This window comes from Methylobacterium sp. 17Sr1-1, assembly GCF_003173775.1.
Lineage (GTDB): Bacteria > Pseudomonadota > Alphaproteobacteria > Rhizobiales > Beijerinckiaceae > Methylobacterium.
This window is the reverse complement of the sequence record NZ_CP029552.1, coordinates 5,281,282-5,300,169: the sequence shown is the minus strand read 5'-3', so window position 1 is coordinate 5,300,169 and position 18,888 is coordinate 5,281,282. Positions and strand designations below refer to the sequence as shown.

The following is an 18,888-nucleotide window of genomic DNA, read 5'->3' as shown; positions in this document are numbered from 1 at the left end:
GAAGCCGCGCCACCCTGCGCGATCTTCGATCGCCCCTACCCCTCTCCCACTCGGGAGAGGGGATCCCGCGTCTCATCCGGCGCTGTTGCGCGCTGGAGATGCCGGTAGATTACGCGCCGTACCCGGCGACCGAACGGACACCTCCCCCATGGCCGACCACAAGACCGCCGAGACCCAGACCACCGAGCGCGTCTACGAGACGCCGCCGACCGAGCGCCCGATCACCGACGCGGAGGCCGCCCGGGCCGCCAAGCTGTCGGCCAACGAGCACATCAAGATCGCCAGCGGCTACCTGCGCGGCACGCTCGCCGAGGGGCTTCTGAAGAACGCCACCGGCGCGATTTCCGACGATGACGGGCAGCTCGTGAAGTTTCACGGGATGTACCTGCAGGACGACCGCGACCTGCGGCCTGAGCGGACCAAGAAGAAGCTCGACAAGGCCTATTCGTTCATGATCCGCCTGCGCATCGCCGGCGGCGTCGTGACGCCGAAGCAGTGGCTGATCCTCGACGAGATCGCCCGCACCTACGCCAACGGCACCCTGCGGGCGACGACGCGCCAGACCTTCCAGTATCACGGCGTCATCAAGTCGAACCTCAAGCGCACGATGGCGGCGATCGATTCGGCGCTGCTCGACACGATCGCGGCCTGCGGCGACGTCAACCGCAACGTGATGGCGGCGACGAACCCGGCCCAGAAGGGCGCCCACGAGGCGGCCTACAAGCTGGCGAAGGACATCTCCGACAGCCTCCTGCCGAAGACCAATGCCTGGCGCGAGATCTGGCTCGACGGTGAGCGCGTGGTCGGCGGCGAGGATGCGGCCGAGGTCGAGCCGGTCTACGGCAAGACCTACCTGCCGCGGAAGTTCAAGACCATCGTGGCGGTGCCGCCCTCCAACGAGGTCGACGTCTATGCCCACGACCTCGGCTTCATCGCGATCCTCGACAAGAAGGGCAAGGTGACGGGCTGGAACGTCACCGTCGGCGGCGGCATGGGCATGACCCACGGCGAGACCGACACCTTCCCGCGCACCGCCGACGTGATGCTGTTCTGCGAGCCGGACTATGCCCTCAAGGTCGCCGAGGCGGTGATGACCGTCCAGCGCGACTGGGGCAACCGCAACGTCCGCAAGAACGCCCGCCTGAAGTACACGATCGAGCGCTACGGCCTGAAGGCCTTCCGGGCCGAGGTCGAGAAGCGCGTCGGTCGCGCCTTCCCGGATCCGAAGCCGTTCACCTTCTCGGGCAACGGCGACCGCTACGGCTGGGTCGCGGGCGACGACGGCAAGCACCACCTGACGCTCTACGTCCCGTCCGGCCGGATCAAGGACGTCGAGGGCGGGCCGCAATTCCTCGCGGGGCTCCGCCGCATCGCCGAGGTCCATCAGGGCGATTTCCGCCTCACCGGCAACCAGAACGTCATCATCGCCAACGTTCCGGCGGACAGGAAGGCGGAGATCGACGCGCTGGTGCAGGAGTACGGCCTGACCACCGGCGCGGGGGCGCTTCGCCGCAACAGCCTCGCCTGCGTGGCTTTGCCGACCTGCGGTCTCGCTCTCGCCGAGAGCGAGCGCTACCTGCCGAGCCTGATCGACGAGCTCGAGGAGAGCCTGGCCTCCCACGGCCTCGCCGAGGACGACATCACGATCCGGATGACCGGCTGCCCGAACGGCTGTGCCCGGCCGTTCATCGCCGAGATCGGCCTCGTCGGCCGCGGGCCCGAGCGCTACAACCTCTATCTCGGCGCCGCCTTCGACGGCTCGCGGCTGAGCAAGCTCTACGCCGACGACGTGTCGGCCTCTGAGATCAAGGCTAAGCTCGACCCGCTCTTCGCCGCCTACGCCAGGGACCGGCAGACGGGCGAGCGCTTCGGCGACTTCGTGATCCGGGCCGGCTACGTGGCGAAGACCGGCAACGGGCCGGACTTCCACGCGCAGACGGGTCCGCAGAAGGCGGTGGCCTGAGCAGGTCTGCGACGGGCCTGGTGCTCCAGGCATCAGGCTCAACCCGGCCCGTCAGCACCTCCGCTCCTGGGGGCCTGCGCCTCCCGAGCAAACTCTCTGCGTCGTCCCGGGTTCTCGCCTTCGGCGAGCCCCGGGATGACCCGGAGGGTGTCACGTCCGTCGTGGCAAACTCCGATGGACGGACAGCCCTCACCCCACCGCATCCAACTCTCTGACGATCGCCGCGATCACTCGCGGATCGGTCGGCTCGACCGGCGTCGCGAAGGCGGCGGACACGTGGCCGTCGCGGCCGACGAGGTACTTGTGGAAGTTCCAGCGCGGGGTCTCGGCCGGCTTCTCGGCGGCGGCCCAGCGGTAGAACGGATGCGCCTGCGGCCCGGTCACGCTGGTCTTGGCGGTCACCGGGAAGGTGACGCCGTGGTTCTTGCGCGCGGCCTCGGCGATCGCCACCCCGTCGAGGGGCTCCTGATGCCCGAATTCCGGCGAGGGCACCGCGATCACCGTCAGCCCGCGCGGGCCGAACCGGGTCCAGAGCTGCTGCAGGCCGGCGAATTGCGGGGCGTAGCCGCAGGCGGTGGCGGTGTTGACCACCAGGATCGGCTTCCCGGCATGCGCGGCCAACGCCAGGGTGCCGCCCTCCGGCTTCGCGAAGCCGAAGGCGGAGGCGGTCGCACCGCTCTGCAGCGGCGCGGCCCGGGCCGGCAGGGCGAGCGCCCCGGCGATCAGACAAAGGGCCTCGCGGCGGACGACCGGCATGATCTTCCTCTTGATGCTTTCTCTTGCGGAACTCGCCCGATTGTCCCCCGATGCCGGGGACGGCGCAAGCGGTCGCGTATGCTCAAGCTTGCTCATGGCCGTGCGACTTTGCCATGCGACTTGGCCGTATGATCGGACGCAACTTCCCGTGAACTTCCCCGCGACTGTCACGTTGTTCCGGCAGGATTGACCGGGAGGACGGAGATGGGCGGGCACGAGATCCTGGACTGTTTCGAGCATCGCCGTGACGGAGCCTGGGTCTGCACCCGGCCGGTCACGCTGACGACCCTGCGCGAGAGCGTGGCGATCCGGCCCGGCATGCGGTTCGACTACGGCAAGAAGGTCGGCGGCGTCGATCTCGCCGAGTATCTAGAGCGGCTGGGTTCGCAGTTCGGCTCCTGACGAGGCGGCACGGGGTGACGCAGAGATGCCACACCCCGCGCGAAGGTCGCCGGTGCCTTTTGACCTACCTGTGATCGGCACGATAGGCTTCGCGGATGATCCCTGCCCTGTCCGCATCCTCTCCGGTCGAGGAAACGGTGCCCAATACCCGCTGCCGCATCCTGGCGACGGCGGAGCGCTTCTTTCGTGAGATCGGCTACCAGAAGACCACGGTGGCCGACATCGCCAAGACGCTGCGGATGAGCCCGGCCAACGTGTACCGCTTCTTCGACTCGAAGAAGGCGATCAACGAGGCGGTGGTCGCCCGCCTGATCGGCGAGGTCGAGGCGCGGATCGCAGGCCTCGCCGACCGGCCCGGTCTTCCCGCCGAGGCCCGCCTGCGCGAGATCATCGTCTTCCTGCACCGCGACGCCGTCGGCCGCTTCACCGGTCACCCGCGCATGCACGAGATGATCGAGGCGGCGATGTCCGAGAGCTGGGACGTCTGCCGCCACCACGTCGACCGGATCACCGCCGTGCTGGAACGCGTCATCGCCGACGGTACCGCAAGGGGGGAGTTCGCGGTCGAGGATCCGGCGGTGGCGGCGCGCTGCGTCCACACGGCGATCGTGCGCTTCTGCCACCCGGTGCTGGTGGTGCAGTGCCCGGAGGATTTCGTCCCGGCGCTCGACGCGATGATCGGGTTCCTGATGGGCGCGCTGAAGGCCGGGCGGGGTGGGCCGCAGGCGGGTTAGGTTACCGCCACGTTCTACGAAAACAACTCGACGTTCACAGCGGATCAACCCTCCCCCCGCAGCGGGGGAGGGTGGCCCCTGTGTCAGCAGGGGGCGGGCCGGGACGAAGTCCCGCAAGAGGGGCAGCGCGAAGCTGATCCAGGCGGCGCCCGTCATCACGGCCGCGACTTCTCCGGAAGCGGCGTCCCCTCTCCCGCCCTGCCTTCGCAGGGCACCCTCCCCCGCAGAGGGGGGAGGGTTCGGGTGGGCGACGCCCGCGCTTCAGTCTTACCGCGCCTCCGCCGCCGCCGGCGGCTCGCGTTCGACCGTGCGGAAACCTTCCAACTCGCCGAGATAGCTCCTCGCCCACCAATCCACGTCCTCGCGCGCCATGCGCTCGAACATCGGCTTCCAGCGCTCCACGCGCTCGGCCTTGGGCATGTAGAGGGCGGCGCGGATGGCCTCCGCCACCTCGAACCGGTCGTAGGGGTTGACCAGCAGCGCCTCGGGCAGCTGCCGGGCCGCGCCGGCGAATTTCGACAGCACCAGCACGCCCGGATCGTCCTCGCTCTGGGCGGCGACGTATTCCTTGGCGACGAGGTTCATGCCGTCGCGCATCGGCGTGACGACGCCGACCCGCGCCGCGCGGTAGAGCCCGGCCAGCACCGCCCGCGGATAGGCCTTGGTGACGTACTGGATCGGTGTCCAGGACGGCTCGCCCAGCGAGCCGTTGATGTTGCCCAAGACCTCGTTCACGTCGCGGCTGAGCTGCTCGTATTCGGGCACCTCGGTGCGCGACTTCGGGGCGATCTGCAGGAAGACGACGTTGCCGCGCTGGTCGGGATTCGAGGCGAAGAAGCGCTCGACCGCTTCCATGCGCTCCGGAACGCCCTTCGAGTAGTCGAGCCGGTCGACGCCGATCAGGAGCTTGCGGGTGCGCAGGCCCGCCACCGTGTCGCGCACGGTGCGGTTCATGCCGGCGCGCTCGGCGGCCTGGCGGAAGCCGTCGACGTCGATGCCGATCGGGAAGCTGCGGATGCGGGTGCGGCGCCCGTCGACCATCAGCGAGCCGCCGCCGAGCGGGATCGCCCGCAGCTCGTCGACGAGGTTGCGCGAGAGGTTGTGGACGTCGCTGTCGGTCTGGAGGCCGATCAGGTCGTAGTCGGAGACCGCGCGCAAAAGCTCGGTCGAGGCCGGCAGGGTGTTGAACACCTCGCCCGACGGCCACGGGATGTGGTGGAAGTAGCCGATCGGGTTCGAGACCCCGAGGCCCCGGAGCTCCGAGGCGAGGGGGATCAGGTGGTAGTCGTGGACCCAGATCAGGTCGCCGGGCTCGATCAGCCCGGCGAGCGCCTGGGCGAAGATCCGGTTGACGCGCTGGTATCCGGCATAATCGGCCCGCGAGAACGCCGCCAAGCCGAGGCGGTAATGCATGATCGGCCAGAGCGCCCGGTTGGCGAAGCCGCTGTAATACTCGCGGTGGTCCTGGGGCGAGAGGTCCATCACCGCGTACTGCACCCTCCCCCGGTCGGCGATGACCGGCTCGGAGGACGGGTTGTCGGTGATCTTGCCGCTCCAGCCGAACCACAGCCCCTTGTAGGCGGTGAACGCCTCCTTGAGGGCGACGGCGAGCCCGCCGGCCGCGACCGCCTTGGAGCCCGATTCCGGGACGGCGACGCGATTCGACACGATGATGAGGCGTGACACGGCGGGTATGGACTCCGGCTTCACGGACCTAGAGCATTTTCCGACGACGTGGACACCGGTTCGTCGAAGGAAATGCGGCAAAATTAATGACCCCGGGTCCCTTGCCGACCGCGTGGTGGTCGACAGGGGACCCAATGGAGCGGGAACGTCGCCGCGTCCATCCGCCCCCGACGGAGAAAACGCACCGGCAGCAAGCGCGATCCGCACGAATTGGTCAACCCTTTCGGCGAATCGGGCGGGGTTGGTACCCGTTCGGGCTGTGCCCGGCGCTCCACAGGAATCCCGCCGCGATTCCACCTTCGTTCAGGCCGGAACCGGGCGCCTTGGCTGCTGTTACCCGCAATATCGTCGCATGTGGTCGGCGCGGTGGCCGGTCCGGCCTGCCGGCCGCGCCAGCCGAGAACGGAGTTGCCTGATGAGCGCGGGTTACGAGAACGGACAGCACCGGACCGGTGAAGAGCGCCCGGCGGATTGGAACGACCTGCGGTCGGATGTGCGCCAGCTCGGCGACGTCGCGATGGAGCGCGGCTTCAGCCTGGTCGAGTCGGCCCGCGAGCAGGTCCACGGCTACGTCGACCGGCGCAAGGGCGACGCCGCCCAGTCGGTCTCCGACCTCGCCCAGGCCCTGCGCGATTCCGGCGGCAAGCTCGACCAGCAGCCGAACGTGAAGGCGTTCTTCGACAGTGCCGCCGACGGCCTGGAGCAGCTCTCCGGCTCGATCCGCGAGCGCAGCTTCGAGGATTTCTACGGCGAGATCGAGGCGGTGGCCCGGCGCCGGCCGGCGGCCGTCGCGGTGGCGACCTTCCTCACCGGCTTCCTCGCCGCCCGCTTCATCCGCGCCTCGGCCCATCCCGCGCACGTTCTCGACGGCCGCGAGGCCTTCGCGCGGGGTCCTGAGGTCGGTGCCGATCGGGCGCGCGGCACCTCGTACGATCCCTACGCCGCGCGCCACCGGGACGTGCCGGGCGCCCACAGCGAGCCGGAGACCGCCCGGCCCGATCCCTACCGGACCGGCGCGTCCGGCCCGCGCTACTCGGCCTGACGGGAGGAGCCGCGATGGCCGACCCCACCGACGGCCGCCCGATCGGCGGCACCGGAGCCCCCGGGAGCATCCAGGGGCTCCTCGGCGACGCCCTGCGCGAGACCACCGACCTCGCCCGCAAGGAGATCGCCCTCTTCCGCACCGAGATGTCGAACAACCTGAGGTCGCTGTTCCTCGGGCTCGGCATGATGGTGGGGGCGGCGGTCTTCGCCGTCGTCGCCCTCCTGGTGCTCACCGACGCCCTGGTGAAGTGGCTCGCCACGGTGGTCAATTCCGAGGCGCTCGCCGCCCTGATCGTCGGGGCGGTCTTCCTGGCGATCGGCATCGGGCTCGCCCTGTGGGGCCGCAGCGCCATGTCCCTGTCCACGCTGACGCCGACCCGCACGACGCGCCAGGTGCGCCAGGATGCGAGGGTCCTGTCCGAGAGGGTGTCGGGATGACCCAGTCGATCAACGAGCTCGAACACGACATCGAGGAGACCCGGGCCCGGCTCGACCGGACCATCGACCAGATCCAGGGCCGGCTCTCGCCGGCCAGCATCGTCGACGAGATGCTCGGCACGGTGCGGCAGAACCCGTCGATGAGCGGCCTCTACGACGGGGCGCTGGCGGCGGTGCGGCGCAACCCCGTCCCGGTCATGCTGATCGTCGCCGGGGTGGGCTGGCTCATCCACCGCGTCGCCCGGGACACGCAGCGCCGCCAGCACCTCGACGCCACGATGAACGGGGCGGAGGCCGTGCCGGTGCTGAATACCGGGACCGCCCGGGTCTACGACCCCGACCGGCCGACCGCCCACCCGGCCACGGACCGCGTCGCCGGCGGCATGCGGATGTAAGGCGGCGCCGGCCCCGAGGGCCGGCGCCCCTCTCGAACCTTCGATTGGTCGCAGGCCCCGACGGCTCAAGTCCCGCCCTCGCAAGGCCTGCCAGGGAGTACCCGAGTCATGGCAGAGCACACCATCAACCCGGCCAATCCGGGCGCACCCTCGGCCCACACCCCCGCCACCGGGCCCGAGCGCAACCTGCACCAGGACCACGACACCGTCCGCCAGAATCTCGACGCGGCGCAATCCGCGGCGCACGACGCCGGCCATACGGTGAAGGACACCCTGAAGGACGCCGCTGCTGGGGCCTCCGAGCGGGTGAGCGACACCGCCTCGGCCATCGGCGAGCGCATCAGCCAGACCGCCGACCAGCTGCGCGCCAAGGCCGACGCCGCCGCCGACCGGCTGCGGCAGGGCGCCAACGAGGCGGTCGACCGCGCCCACGCCCAGGCGAGCCAGGCCTACGGCGCCGTCGGCGGCCGCGGCTCGGAGACGCTGGACCGCGCCCGCGACTGGGCCAGCGACCGGATCGAGACCAGCTCCCAGCGTTATGCCGACCTGCGCGACCGCGGCAGCGAGCGGCTGGCGCAGGGGCAGAACGCCGTCGAGCGCTTCGTCACCGAGAACCCGGTGCTGGTCGGCGTCGTCGGCCTCGCCGCCGGCATGCTCCTCGGCGCGCTGCTGCCGCGCACCCGCCAGGAGGACCGGACGGTCGGCCCCTACGCCGACGAGGTCCGCGACCAGGGCCTGCGCTACGCCCGCGAGGCGACCGAGCGCGGCCGCCAGTTCGTCGAGACTGCGCTCGACCAGGCCCAGGACGCCGCCGTCGCGGCCGCCAACGCCGCCTCGGACGAGCTGCGCAAGAACCAGCCTGGCCAAGGCCAGCCGGGACACGCCCAGCCGGGGCACAACCCGACCGGGACCGGCGAGCCGGGCCGGCAGACGCACTGATCCCGGCACGGCGGATCGTCGCCACGATCGATCGACATGGGCCGGCCCCTCGGGGCCGGCCTTTTTCTTGGGCCGATTTTCTTCTCGGGCCAGCCCTTTTCCCGGGTCGGGCGCGTACTTCCTGTCGGTATCGCGTGGACCCGCGCCGGCTCGCGCCGCGTTGTCGGCCATGATCTCCGCCGCTTCCTCCCCCCGCCTCGGCTTCTGCTGCAAGTTCATCCCGGACGAGCCGCCCGGCCGGCACAAGACCCTGAAGGCGGCGAAGGACGCCGCGATGGTGATGAACGTCACCACGGTGACGATCGCGCATCTGCGCAAGCTCGATCCGGCCGCGGCGCGCGAGAAGCTGGTCGCGGTGGTGACGCACAACCTCGCGGCGATGGGGCGGCAGGTCGCCTGGGTGGCGGCCCGGCCGCCGCTGGAGCGGCTGCTCCGCCTCGCGAGCTCGATCCTGCCGGGCTACACCCACCCGGAGGTGCGCGACCTCTACGCGGACCCGGACTTCCGCCGCGCCATCGAGGCCGGGCTCGCGGCGGTCGGCGAGGCGGCGCGGGCGGGCGGGGTGCGGCTCAGCATGCATCCGGGCCCGTTCTGCATCCTGGCGAGCCGCAACCCGGCGGCGCTCGCGAACGGCATCGCCGAGCTCGACTATCACGCCGAGGTGATGGCGATGATGGGCTATGGCGGCGGCTGGCACCCGCACGGCGCCCACGTCAACATCCATGTCGGCGCCCGCGACCCCGGGGTCGATGCGTTCCGGGAGAACCTGGACCGGGTCTCGCAGGTCGCCCGCGACCTCGTCACGGTCGAGAACGACGAATCCTCCTTCGGCCTCGACGAGGTCCTGCGCCTCGCCGACCGGGTGCCGGTGGTGCTCGACCTGCACCACCACTGGATCCAGAGCCGCGGCGACTACATCGAGCCGGACGATCCCCGGATCGCCCGGGTCATCGAATCCTGGCGCGGGGTGCGCCCGGTCGGCCATGTCAGCGTCTCGCGCGAGGACGTGCTGCCCGGCCACGACGCCGACGCCCTGCCCGACTTCGCCGCGCTCACCGGATCGGGCCTCAACGGCCGCGACCTCGCCGCCCATTCCGACATGATGTGGAACCGGGCGCTCAACGACCTGGTCGCCCGCCATCTCGCCTGGTGCGACATCGAGGTCGAGGCCAAGCTCAAGAACCTCGCCTCGACCGGGCTGGCGCTGCATGTCGGCCCCGGCCTCCTCGGCACGGCCCCGGCGGCGGTCGCGGCGGAGTAGGCACGGCCCTCGACGCTGCGGCCTCGGCGCTGTAACGGTGCGGCATGAGATCGGCCGATTGCGACATCCTCGTCGTCCCGGGCTACACCAATTCCGGGCCCGACCACTGGCAGAGCCGCTGGCAGGAGCGGCTCTCGACCGCCCGCCGGGTGCACCAGGAGAGCTGGGACCACCCCGAGCCGGAGGCCTGGCGCGACGCGGTGATCGCGGCGGTGCAGGCCGCGAGCCGGCCGGCGGTGCTGGTCGCCCACAGCCTGGGCGTGATCTCCTGCGTGCAGGCCGCGCCCTATCTGCCCCCGGGCAGCGTCGCCGGGGCCTTCCTAGTCGCGCTGCCGGACGTCGAGCGGCCGGACACGCCGGCGGGCTTGCGCGCCTTCGCGCCGATCCCCCGCGCGCCCCTGCCGTTCCGGTCGGTCCTGGTGACGAGCCGCACCGACCCCTACACGGCTTACGACCGCGCCGAAGACTTCGCCGCCGCCTGGGGGGCCGAGCTCGTCGACGCCGGCGAGTCCGGGCATCTCAATGCCGAGAGCGGGCACGGGCCCTGGCCGGAGGGGCTGATGCGCTTCGCCGGCTTCCTCCGCGGCCTCTAAGCAGACCTGCGTCGGCAGGCCAACGCAGGTCTGCTTAGCGTCTTGTTTTGTCGCCGGTTTTTAACGCAAAACCGGCGACCATTTTTGCGAAACCTGCTCAGGGCCGCCCGTGGTGCACTATCTCGACATGGTCGAGCCGGCGACGGCGGCGACCTTCCGCGAGGCCGACTACCTCGCGGCCAACCCCGACCTCCACCTCGCGGTGCGCGAGGGACGGCTCGCCAGCGGCCGGGCGCATTTCGAGCGTCACGGCCTGCGCCAGGGCCGGCGCCAGAGCCGCCTGCCCGAGGGGCTGGACGCGATGCGGGCGGACAAGCTCGCGCGGCTGGCGCCGCTGATGCGGGACGACCTGCCCCATCGCCGCCTCGGCGAGAAGTACGACTACCTGAGCGAGGAGCTGCGCACCCTCTCGGGTGCCGAGGACAGCCCGAACGTCTCGCAGAACGCCTATGACGGTCACGTGCAGGAGCTGATCGCGGCTCACCCGGACGGGTTGATCCTCGATTGCGGCGCCGGCCGGCGCGACCGCTACTACGCCAACGTCGTCAACCTCGAGATCGCCGATTACGACACCACCGACGTGCTCGGCATCGGCGAGGTTCTGCCGTTCCGCGATGCCAGCTTCGACGGGGTGATCTCGATCGCGGTGCTGGAGCACGTCCGCGATCCCTTCGCCTGCGCCCGCGAGATCGCCCGGGTGCTCAAGCCCGGCGGGCGGCTGGTCTGCGCGGTGCCGTTCCTGCAGCCGTTGCACGGCTACCCGCACCATTACTACAACATGACCGGCGAGGGCCTGCGCAACCTGTTTTCCGGCCAGCTCGCCATCGACCACCAATACGTCCCGGCTTCGCTGCTGCCGATCTGGAGCCTGACCTGGATCATCCAGTCCTGGGCCGCCGGCCTGCCGCCGGACGTGCGCAAGCGCTTCCTGTCGCGCCGCCTCTCCGACTTCACCGCCGACCCGCTCTCGCTCCTCCAGGAGCCCTACGTGACGCAGCTCGGCGACCAGAAGAACATGGAGCTGGCGAGCGGCACCTACCTGTTCGCGCACAAGGAATAGCGGGCGCGGCGTCCGGATCGGCGTCGACGCGGGGTCCGCGCCGCTCTGTCCCTCCGGAGCGTTCCGAGGAGAGCGCCGTCCCGAAGGTATGCCTCGCCGGGGACAGGCTGCTGCGTGTCCGCCATTCCGGCATCAGCGAGCAGCCCATCGCGGACGCCGACCGCCGCTCCCACTGGCCCCTGGGCCGCCGGTCGGACGACCATCCCGGGCTCAGCCATCTCGGTTTCTGAGCGGGGCGTCGTCGCGGCCCCGGACATGCCCGGGACCGACGGTCATCGCGCTTCGGCGGCGAGCCACGTCGCGACCGGTCCGCATCCGGGCGAAGCAAGGCTCGTAGCGTCGCGACAACGATCAAGCCGCGGCGGCCCGAAGCAATCGGCCGGGTGCGACGCGAGTGGCACTGTTCCTCGACGGCCCGAATGCGCCACGCGCCGTTCTGCCGAGGTCGATCGGGCACGCTCCTCCCCGAATGCGTTGCATTCTTGCCGCCCGAACGCCTGATCAGTGTTGCGGTGCAGCGGTACCGCCATATCGTCAGACGTCGCATGGTTCGCGCGGTTGCCTGTCCCAAGGACTAACAAACGACCCGAGGCATTCGACTTGATGCGATGCAACGAGAGTTGACTGCAAGAACATCGTCATTCCGATCGACAACATTCATCGTTCGCCGGCTTCGAAAAAATAAACGCGCGGCGCGGGAGCGATGCCGATCGGTGATGTCGCGGCATCAACGGCAGCTTTGCGCCGCGATCCGCTTCGCGGTACGCCCTTGGCAGCCGCGCTATGCTTGCATCGATTTTTTGTTAATTGATAAGTAGTTACATACCGAAATGCCTATTCTAAATAGTAATATGATGCAATCGCCCTCTTCCAGCATGTTCGAACACAAACGATCCTCGCCAATTCCCATGTTGCGGCGAGTCAACAAAACTCAGCCGAAGGTGGGCAGCCCGATTGAAGTGGCAGATTACCCTTGGTAATATGATTCCCGGCGGAACCAGGAGCGAGGGGATGTTTATGCTGACGGAGGCGCAGTGGGCGGTGCTCGTGCCCTTGCTCGAAGGCTGCAGGCCTCGCGGCAAGACGCAGCCTCACGATCTCAAACGGACCATCGACGCGATACTCTGGCGCCACTGGCACGATACCAACTGGCGCGCCGTTCCCGCCCATTACGGCCCGTGGTGGATGGCGGCCCAGACCTTCATCCGCTGGTCGCGCCTCGGCGTCTGGGGGCAACTCCTCACTCGCCTCGAGCATTATTTCGAGGAGTCCGGCCTGCCGGTCCCGGGCATCGACCATGACGAGTTCGCCTATGGCGGCGCCCGCAAGAAGGAACTGCAGGACAGCGAGTTGCAGGTGCGCCAGATCGCCAACATGCTGCTGAGCCTGCAGAAGCGGGCGGCGGTGGCCTGACGCCGCGCGTCGCGCCGGCGGGCGCCGCGGGGCAGTGCCCTCCTCCGGATCGGGCCTGCCCAGGGGCGGCTCGACACCGCGGCCTGGCCGGGACACGGGGAGCATCGCTCGCCGACCGTCGGCCTACGGTCGACGAGCGGACATACCGTCCGGCGGAACGAGCGGGGCGGGAGGGACCTGTCATGATGATCGAACCGTCACGGTGATGCCATCATGACGTGGCCGTCAGGCGACGGCGAGATGGCCCGGCGCATCCGGGACCACGATTGGTCCGCGACGACGCTCGGGCCCGTCGAGGCCTGGCCGTCGCCGTTGCGGGCCGCGATCGACCTCATCCTCCCGGCCGCGACCCCGATCGGCCTCTACTGGGGCGCCGACCTCGCCCTCGTCTTCAACGACGCGTGGCGCCGGCTCGTCGGCGCGAAGCACGAAGTCGCCCTCGGCCGGCCGGCGCGCGAGGTCTTTCCCGAGATCTGGCCCGAGATCGGGCCGATGCTCGCGGGCGTCCTCGCCGGCCAAGGCGCCGCCCAGGTCCGGGACCGTCGCCTCCCGCTCGACCGCGCCGGCCGGATCGAGGATGCCTGGTTCAGCTTCAGCTTCGATCCGATCCTGCTGGCGGACGGGTCGGTCGGCGGCGTCCTCAACATCGCCACCGAGACGACCGGGCGCATCCTCACCGACCGGCGGCGCGAGGAGGCCGAGCGGGCCCTGCGCGACAGCGAGGAGCGCCTGCGGATGGCCGTCGAGCTCGTCCCGGCGATCCTGTGGTGGTGCGACGCCGAAGGCAACAACACCGCCATCAACCACCGCTGGCGGTCCTATACCGGCCAGGATCGCGCCGCCCTTCAGAATGACGGCTGGCTCGACGCGATCCATCCCGACGACGTCGAGGCGACCCGCGCGGCCTTCGCCCACGCCTACGCGACCGGCACGCCGGTCGAGCGCCAGCAGCGCATCCGCCGGACCGACGGCGCCCATCGCTGGCACCTGGTGCGGCAGGTGCCGATCCGCGGCCTGGACGGGGCCATCACCCACTGGTTCGGTGCGGCCATCGACATCCAGGACCTGCGCGTCCTGCAGGAGCGCCAGCAGGCCCTGGTCGCCGAGCTGCAGCACCGGACCCGCAACCTCCTCGGCGTGCTCCGCGCGCTGGCCGACAAGATCATGGCGCGCTCGACCGATCTCGCCGATTTCAGCGCCCGCTTCGGCGATCGGCTGGCCGCCCTGGCCCGCGTCCAGGACCTGCTGTCGCGCCTGGCGGAGGGGGAGCGCGTCACCTTCGACGAACTGTTGCGCATCGAGCTCGCGGCCCTGAACGGCGGTGCCGGGCGCGTCACCCTGGACGGGCCGACGGGCGTCTCCTTACGCTCCTCCACGGTGCAGGCCTTCGCGCTCGCCCTGCACGAGCTCGCCACCAACGCGATCAAGTACGGAGCGTTCTCCCAGCCCGACGGGCGGCTCGACATCCGCTGGCGCCTGGCGCGCCGGCCCGAGCCCTGGCTCCACGTCGACTGGCGCGAGCGCCACGTCGCGATGCCGGCCGGCCCGCGGGAGAACGGATCCGGCCGCGAGCTGATCGAGCGGGTGCTCCCCTATCAGCTCGGCGCCGAGACGACCTACGCGCTGCGGGCGGACGGCGTCCACTGCACCATGGCGCTGCCGGTCTCGACGCAACAGGCCGCCGGCGGGACCGCGCCCGGGTGAGGGACTTGCGCCCCTACTCCGCCGCCTCGCGGAGCTGCCGCGGCGCCTCCTCCTCCGGCGCCTCCTCCTCGCCGTGCGGCCCGTGCGAGCCGCCGGACAGGAAGGTCGCGAGCTTGTCGAGGTAGATGTAGATCACCGGGGTGGTGAACAGCGTCAGCACCTGGCTCACCGCGAGGCCGCCGACCATGGCGTAGCCGAGCGGCTGGCGGATCTCCGAGCCGGTGCCGGTGCCGAACATCAGCGGGATGCCGCCGAGAAGCGCCGCCATCGTGGTCATCAGGATTGGGCGGAAGCGCAGGAGGGCCGCCTTGCGGATCGCCTCCTCCGGCCCGATGCCCTCGTGGCGCTCGGCGACGATCGCGAAGTCGACCAGCATGATGCCGTTCTTCTTCACGATGCCGATCAGCAGGATGATGCCGATCAGCGCGATCAGGCTGAAATCGTAGCCGAACCACAGGAGCATCGCGAGCGCGCCGACGCCGGCCGAGGGCAGGGTCGAGAGGATCGTCAGCGGGTGAATGTAGCTCTCGTAGAGGATGCCGAGGATCAGGTAGACCACCACGAGCGCGGCGGCGATCAGCAGCGGCACCGTCGAGAGCGATTGCTGGAACGCCTGCGCGGTGCCCTGGAATCCGGTCGCGAGCGTCGCCGGCACGCCGATCTCCTTGGCGGCGGCATCGATCGCATTCGTCGCCTGGCCGAGTGCGACGTTCGGCGCGAGGTTGAAGCTGATCGTCACCGAGGGGAACTGACCCTGGTGGCTGATCGAGAGCGGCCGCACCGGCTCGGTGGTCCAGGTGGCGAAGGCCGCGAGCGGCACCTGCCCGCCGGTGGTCGGCGACTTCACGTAGATGTTGCGCAACGAATCCGGGTTGCCTTGGAGCGCCGGCAGGATCTCCATCACCACGTGGTAGCTGTTGAGCTGGGTGAAGTACTGCGCCACCTGGCGCTGGCCGATCGCGTCGTAGAGCGTGTCGTCGATCAGTTGCGGCGTGATGCCGAAGCGCGAGGCGGCGTCGCGGTTGATCGACAGGGTCAGCGTCGTGCCGCTGGTCTGCTGGTCGGTGGCGACGTCGCGCAATTCCGGCAGGGTCTTGAGCTTGTCGAGGAGGCGCGGCGACCAGGTGTTCAATTCGTCGAGGTTCGGATCCTGGAGCGTATACTCGAACTGGGTGCGCGAGGAGCGTCCCCCCGTCCGCACGTCCTGCGCGGCCTGGAGGAAGACCTTGACGCCCTCGAGTTGCGCGAGCTTCGGCCGCAGCCGGTCGATGATCTGGAAGGCGTTCGCCTCGCGATCGTCCCGGGGCTTGAGGGTGATGAACATCCGGCCGGAATTGAGCGCCTGGCCGCTGCCGCCGATCGACATCGCGACGCTCGCCACATCCGGATCGGCCTGGATCACCGCGCCGACCGCCCGCTGGCGGTCCTCCATGGCGGAGAACGAGATGTCCTGCCCGCCCTCGGTGATGCCCTGGATGAGGCCGGTATCCTGCTGCGGGAAGAAGCCCTTCGGGATGACGACGAAGAGGTAGCCGGTGAGGGCGACCGTGCCGAGGAAGGTCAGGAAGGTGACGACGTGGTGGCGGAGCGCTACGTCGAGGGCCGACTCGTAGGCGTGCAGCATCCCGTCGAAGACGCGCTCGCTCCAGCGGTAGAGCTTTCCGTGCTGCTCGCCCTTGTGCTCCTTCAGGAAGCGCGAGGCCATCATCGGGGTCAGCGACAGCGACACGAAGGCCGAGACGCCGATCGTCATCGACAGGACCACCGCGAACTCGCGAAAGAGCCGGCCGATGATGCCGCCCATGAGCAGCAGCGGGATCAGCACCGCGATCAGCGAGACCGAGATCGACACGATGGTGAAGCCGATCTCGCCGGCGCCCTTGAGCGCCGCCTGCATCGGCTTCATCCCCTCCTCGACGTAGCGGGCGATGTTCTCCAGCACCACGATCGCGTCGTCGACGACGAAGCCGACCGCGATGGTGAGCGCCATCAGGGACAGGTTGTCGAGGGTGTAGCCGGCCATCCACATCAGCGCGCAGGCGCCGAGCAGCGCCAGCGGCACCGTCACGCTCGGGATGATGGTCGCCCAGACCGAGCGCAGGAACACGAAGATCACCGCCACCACCAGCGCGATGGTGAGAGCCAACGTGAACTGCACGTCCTCGACCGAGGCGCGGATGGTCTGGGTGCGGTCGCTGAGCGTCTGCACCTTCACGCCCGCCGGCAGCGAGGCGGTGATGCGCGGCAACTCGGCCTTGATCCGGTCCACCGTCTCGATGACGTTGGCGCCGGGCTGCTTGAAGATCACCAGGAACACGCCGCGCTGGCCGTTGGCCCAGGCCGCCTGCTTGGTGTCCTCCGGCCCCGCCACCGCCGCGCCGATGTCGCGCACCCGCAACGGCGCGCCGTTGCGGTAGGCGATGATGACGTCGTTCCAGTCCTTGGCGAGCGTCAGCTGGTCGTTGGCGTAGACGGTGTAGCTGCGGGTCGCGCCGTCGAAGCTGCCCTTCGGGCTGTTGACCGTGGTGATCGAGAGCTGGGTGCGCACGTCCTCCAGCGACAGGTCCTTGGCGACGAGCTTCGCCGGGTCGATCTGCACCCGCACCGCTGGCTTCTGCTGGCCGCCGATCAGGACCTGGCCGACGCCCGAGACCTGGCTGATGCGCTGCGCCAGCTGCACGTCGGCGGCGTCGTCGACCTCGATCAGCGGCAGGGTGTCGGAGGTGACCGAGAGCAGCAGGATCGGCGAATCGGCCGGATTCACCTTGCGGTAGGTCGGCGGGCTCGGCAGGGTCTTGGGCAATTGCCCGCCGGCCGCGTTGATCGCCGCCTGGATGTCGTTCGAGGCCGCGTCGATGTTGCGGTTGAGGTCGAACTGCACCGTGATCGACGAGATGCCGAGAGCGCTCGTCGAGGTCATCTGGCTCACGCCGGGGATCTGGGCGAACTGGCGCTCCAGCGGCTGGGCCACGGACGAGGCCATCGTCTCCGGGCTGCCGCCGGGCAGCTGCGCCGTCACCTGGATCGTCGGGAAGTCGACCTGCGGCAGCGGCGCCACGCCGAGCAGCGGGTAGGCGACGATGCCGATGAACAGGATCCCCGCCATGATGAGCGAGGTCGCAACGGGAAAGCGGATGAAGTAGCCGGAGATGCCGGTACGCGCGGCATTCTCCTGCCCGGACCCGAACTGCATGTCAGCGCGCCTCGCTCTGCGCCAGGGCGGCGTTGTCCGCGCGATGCGCGTCCTGTGCCACAGGCTTTTCGGCTGCCACAGGCTTCGCTTCGGCGACGAGCGCCCCCTCCTGCACCCGCGACTGGCCGCGCCAGATCACGGTCTGGCCGGGATTCAGCCCCTTCGTCACCTGGGTGCGGCCGTCGGTGGAGCGGCCGACGCTGATCGCCTGCATGTGAGCGCGTCTCTGGTCGTCGACCACGAAGGCGTAGAGCCCCTTCGGCCCGTGCTGCACCGCGTCGTCCGGCACCGTGACGGCGTCGGGGATCGTGCCGGTGCGCATCTTCGTCGAGACCGAGAGGCCCGGCCACAGCGCGTGGTCCTTGTTGGCGAAGGAGGCTTTGAGCCGCACCGTGCCGGTCGCGGTGTCGACCTGGTTGTTGACGAGGTCGAGGCGGCCCTCCGATAGCCGGGTCATCCCGTCGGTGCTCCAGGCCTCGACCGGCACCGGCCCGGCGGCGAGCGCCTTCGTCACCTCGCGCAGCTGCTCCTCGGGTGCGGTGTAGACCACGAAGATCGGTTCGACCTGGGTGATGGTGACGATCGCGGTCTGCTGCGCGGCGTTGACGATGTTGCCGACGTCGATCTGGCGGAAGCCGGTGACGCCGTCGATCGGCGCCTGGATCGTCGCGTAGGAGAGTTGCGTCGCCGCATTGTCGATCGCCGCCTGGTCGGCGGCGATCTGGGCGGTGAGCTGGTTCACCGTGGCGGCCTGGGTGTCGGTCTGCTGGCGCGAAGCGTAGTCGCCGAGCTTGGTGTAGCGCTCGAGATCCGCCTTGGCGTTCTTCACGTTGGCCTCGTCCTGGGCCTTCTTCGCCTTGGCCTGGTCGAGGGCGGCCTGGTACTGGCGCGGATCGACCTGGGCGAGCAGGTCGCCCTTCTTCACCACCTGGCCCTCGCGAAAGCCGATCTTCAGGATCTCGCCGTCGACCCGGCTGCGCACCTGCACGGTGTTGTAGGCCTGCACCGTGCCGAGGCTGCCGAGCACCACCGCGAACGGGCCCTGCTCCACCTGGGCGAACGTCACCGGCACCGCGGCCGGCGCCCTCGCGGCAGGCTTCGCGCTCTCGGCGTGCTGGCGGCTCTGCCACGCATAGGCGCCGCCGGCGCCGGCCAGGATCGCGAGGGCCAGCAGCCATCCACCGCGCCGGCGCTTCTTTCGTCCAGCGCCCTGTTCTGATCTCATCGGTCGCGCGCTTCCACAAGTCCGGAGCCGGCCCGAAGACAAATGTCCGATCCGCCGAAGCGGTTCACCGGACCAGCATGCT

The 18,888-nt window shown here is 69.9% G+C and carries 15 protein-coding genes and 2 pseudogenes; 13 read left to right on the top strand and 4 right to left on the bottom strand.

All coding sequences use genetic code 11. The features are described from left to right. The first annotated feature begins 148 nt into the window (after positions 1–148). Positions 149–1,963 carry an NADPH-dependent assimilatory sulfite reductase hemoprotein subunit gene (locus DK412_RS24085; RefSeq protein ID WP_109974027.1) on the top strand — a complete coding sequence of 605 codons (1,815 nt, stop codon included), beginning with the start codon at positions 149–151 and terminating at the stop codon, positions 1,961–1,963. Positions 1,964–2,152: 189 nt separating this feature from the next. Here DK412_RS24085 and DK412_RS24080 read toward each other — a convergent pair whose 3' ends face one another. Continuing rightward, on the bottom strand, positions 2,153–2,719 hold the full coding sequence (locus DK412_RS24080) for a glutathione peroxidase (RefSeq protein WP_109974026.1): 567 nt from the start codon (positions 2,717–2,719) through the stop codon (positions 2,153–2,155). Positions 2,720–2,923: 204 nt separating this feature from the next. Between DK412_RS24080 and DK412_RS24075 the strand changes: the two genes are divergently transcribed. Together DK412_RS24075 and DK412_RS24070 are read left to right on the top strand one after the other, a co-directional pair. Then, positions 2,924–3,121, top strand: coding sequence for a hypothetical protein (locus DK412_RS24075; protein ID WP_109974025.1), 198 nt, complete (start codon positions 2,924–2,926; stop codon positions 3,119–3,121). Between the two features lie 95 nt (positions 3,122–3,216). After that, positions 3,217–3,855, top strand: coding sequence for a TetR/AcrR family transcriptional regulator (locus DK412_RS24070; protein WP_109974024.1), 639 nt, complete (start codon positions 3,217–3,219; stop codon positions 3,853–3,855). Between the two features lie 267 nt (positions 3,856–4,122). Here DK412_RS24070 and DK412_RS24060 read toward each other — a convergent pair whose 3' ends face one another. Beyond that, complete coding sequence (locus DK412_RS24060; RefSeq protein WP_093568457.1) at positions 4,123–5,541, bottom strand: trehalose-6-phosphate synthase; 1,419 nt, start codon at positions 5,539–5,541, stop codon at positions 4,123–4,125. 415 nt (positions 5,542–5,956) lie between these two features. Between DK412_RS24060 and DK412_RS24055 the strand changes: the two genes are divergently transcribed. The 10 genes and pseudogenes from DK412_RS24055 (at position 5,957) to DK412_RS24010 (ending at position 14,388) form a co-directional block, all read left to right on the top strand. After that, positions 5,957–6,583 carry a hypothetical protein gene (locus tag DK412_RS24055; RefSeq protein WP_245447219.1) on the top strand — a complete coding sequence of 209 codons (627 nt, stop codon included), beginning with the start codon at positions 5,957–5,959 and terminating at the stop codon, positions 6,581–6,583. Between the two features lie 14 nt (positions 6,584–6,597). Continuing rightward, positions 6,598–7,023 (top strand): phage holin family protein, encoded by a 426-nt coding sequence (locus tag DK412_RS24050; protein ID WP_109974023.1) that lies wholly within the window; start codon positions 6,598–6,600, stop codon positions 7,021–7,023. Continuing rightward, positions 7,020–7,418, top strand: coding sequence for a DUF3618 domain-containing protein (locus DK412_RS24045; protein ID WP_109974022.1), 399 nt, complete (start codon positions 7,020–7,022; stop codon positions 7,416–7,418). Before DK412_RS24050 ends, DK412_RS24045 begins: the two co-directional genes overlap by 4 nt. Before the next feature lie 108 nt (positions 7,419–7,526). After that, positions 7,527–8,357, top strand: coding sequence for a hypothetical protein (locus DK412_RS24040; RefSeq protein WP_245447217.1), 831 nt, complete (start codon positions 7,527–7,529; stop codon positions 8,355–8,357). Between the two features lie 169 nt (positions 8,358–8,526). Next, the gene (locus DK412_RS24035) at positions 8,527–9,618 is read left to right on the top strand and encodes a UV damage endonuclease UvsE (protein WP_109974021.1); all 1,092 of its coding nucleotides are present in this window, start codon (positions 8,527–8,529) and stop codon (positions 9,616–9,618) included. A 44-nt stretch (positions 9,619–9,662) separates the two neighbouring features. Continuing rightward, the gene (locus tag DK412_RS24030; protein ID WP_109974020.1) at positions 9,663–10,211 is read left to right on the top strand and encodes an alpha/beta hydrolase; all 549 of its coding nucleotides are present in this window, start codon (positions 9,663–9,665) and stop codon (positions 10,209–10,211) included. Positions 10,212–10,320: 109 nt separating this feature from the next. Continuing rightward, positions 10,321–11,271 (top strand): class I SAM-dependent methyltransferase, encoded by a 951-nt coding sequence (locus tag DK412_RS24025; RefSeq protein WP_109974019.1) that lies wholly within the window; start codon positions 10,321–10,323, stop codon positions 11,269–11,271. A gap of 95 nt (positions 11,272–11,366) precedes the next feature. Next, positions 11,367–11,501 (top strand): annotated as a pseudogene (locus DK412_RS31165) (DUF1348 domain-containing protein); the annotation flags it as partial. Positions 11,502–12,288: 787 nt separating this feature from the next. Next, positions 12,289–12,522: pseudogene (locus DK412_RS31160) on the top strand (transposase); the annotation flags it as partial. 375 nt (positions 12,523–12,897) lie between these two features. Then, a complete protein-coding gene (locus DK412_RS24010) occupies positions 12,898–14,388 on the top strand; it encodes a PAS domain S-box protein (protein ID WP_109974017.1) in 1,491 nt (496 codons plus the stop codon). A gap of 13 nt (positions 14,389–14,401) precedes the next feature. Here DK412_RS24010 and DK412_RS24005 read toward each other — a convergent pair whose 3' ends face one another. Both DK412_RS24005 and DK412_RS24000 read right to left on the bottom strand, forming a co-directional pair. Further along, positions 14,402–17,581 (bottom strand): multidrug efflux RND transporter permease subunit, encoded by a 3,180-nt coding sequence (locus DK412_RS24005; RefSeq protein WP_109974016.1) that lies wholly within the window; start codon positions 17,579–17,581, stop codon positions 14,402–14,404. A 1-nt stretch (position 17,582) separates the two neighbouring features. Then, entirely contained in the window at positions 17,583–18,806 is a 1,224-nt protein-coding gene (locus DK412_RS24000; protein WP_109974015.1) for an efflux RND transporter periplasmic adaptor subunit, read from the bottom strand. Between the last annotated feature and the right edge of the window lie 82 nt (positions 18,807–18,888).

Excerpts from the sequence above, each read along its gene's own strand:
- DK412_RS24085 (WP_109974027.1), top strand. The coding sequence starts at position 149 with ATGGCCGACCACAAGACCGCCGAGACCCAGACCACCGAGCGCGTCTAC.
- DK412_RS24080 (WP_109974026.1), bottom strand. The coding sequence starts at position 2,719 with ATGCCGGTCGTCCGCCGCGAGGCCCTTTGTCTGATCGCCGGGGCGCTC.
- DK412_RS24075 (WP_109974025.1), top strand. The coding sequence starts at position 2,924 with ATGGGCGGGCACGAGATCCTGGACTGTTTCGAGCATCGCCGTGACGGA.
- DK412_RS24070 (WP_109974024.1), top strand. The coding sequence starts at position 3,217 with ATGATCCCTGCCCTGTCCGCATCCTCTCCGGTCGAGGAAACGGTGCCC.
- DK412_RS24055 (WP_245447219.1), top strand. The coding sequence starts at position 5,957 with ATGAGCGCGGGTTACGAGAACGGACAGCACCGGACCGGTGAAGAGCGC.
- DK412_RS24050 (WP_109974023.1), top strand. The coding sequence starts at position 6,598 with ATGGCCGACCCCACCGACGGCCGCCCGATCGGCGGCACCGGAGCCCCC.
- DK412_RS24045 (WP_109974022.1), top strand. The coding sequence starts at position 7,020 with ATGACCCAGTCGATCAACGAGCTCGAACACGACATCGAGGAGACCCGG.
- DK412_RS24040 (WP_245447217.1), top strand. The coding sequence starts at position 7,527 with ATGGCAGAGCACACCATCAACCCGGCCAATCCGGGCGCACCCTCGGCC.
- DK412_RS24035 (WP_109974021.1), top strand. The coding sequence starts at position 8,527 with ATGATCTCCGCCGCTTCCTCCCCCCGCCTCGGCTTCTGCTGCAAGTTC.
- DK412_RS24030 (WP_109974020.1), top strand. The coding sequence starts at position 9,663 with ATGAGATCGGCCGATTGCGACATCCTCGTCGTCCCGGGCTACACCAAT.
- DK412_RS24010 (WP_109974017.1), top strand. The coding sequence starts at position 12,898 with ATGACGTGGCCGTCAGGCGACGGCGAGATGGCCCGGCGCATCCGGGAC.
- DK412_RS24005 (WP_109974016.1), bottom strand. The coding sequence starts at position 17,581 with ATGCAGTTCGGGTCCGGGCAGGAGAATGCCGCGCGTACCGGCATCTCC.
- DK412_RS24000 (WP_109974015.1), bottom strand. The coding sequence starts at position 18,806 with ATGAGATCAGAACAGGGCGCTGGACGAAAGAAGCGCCGGCGCGGTGGA.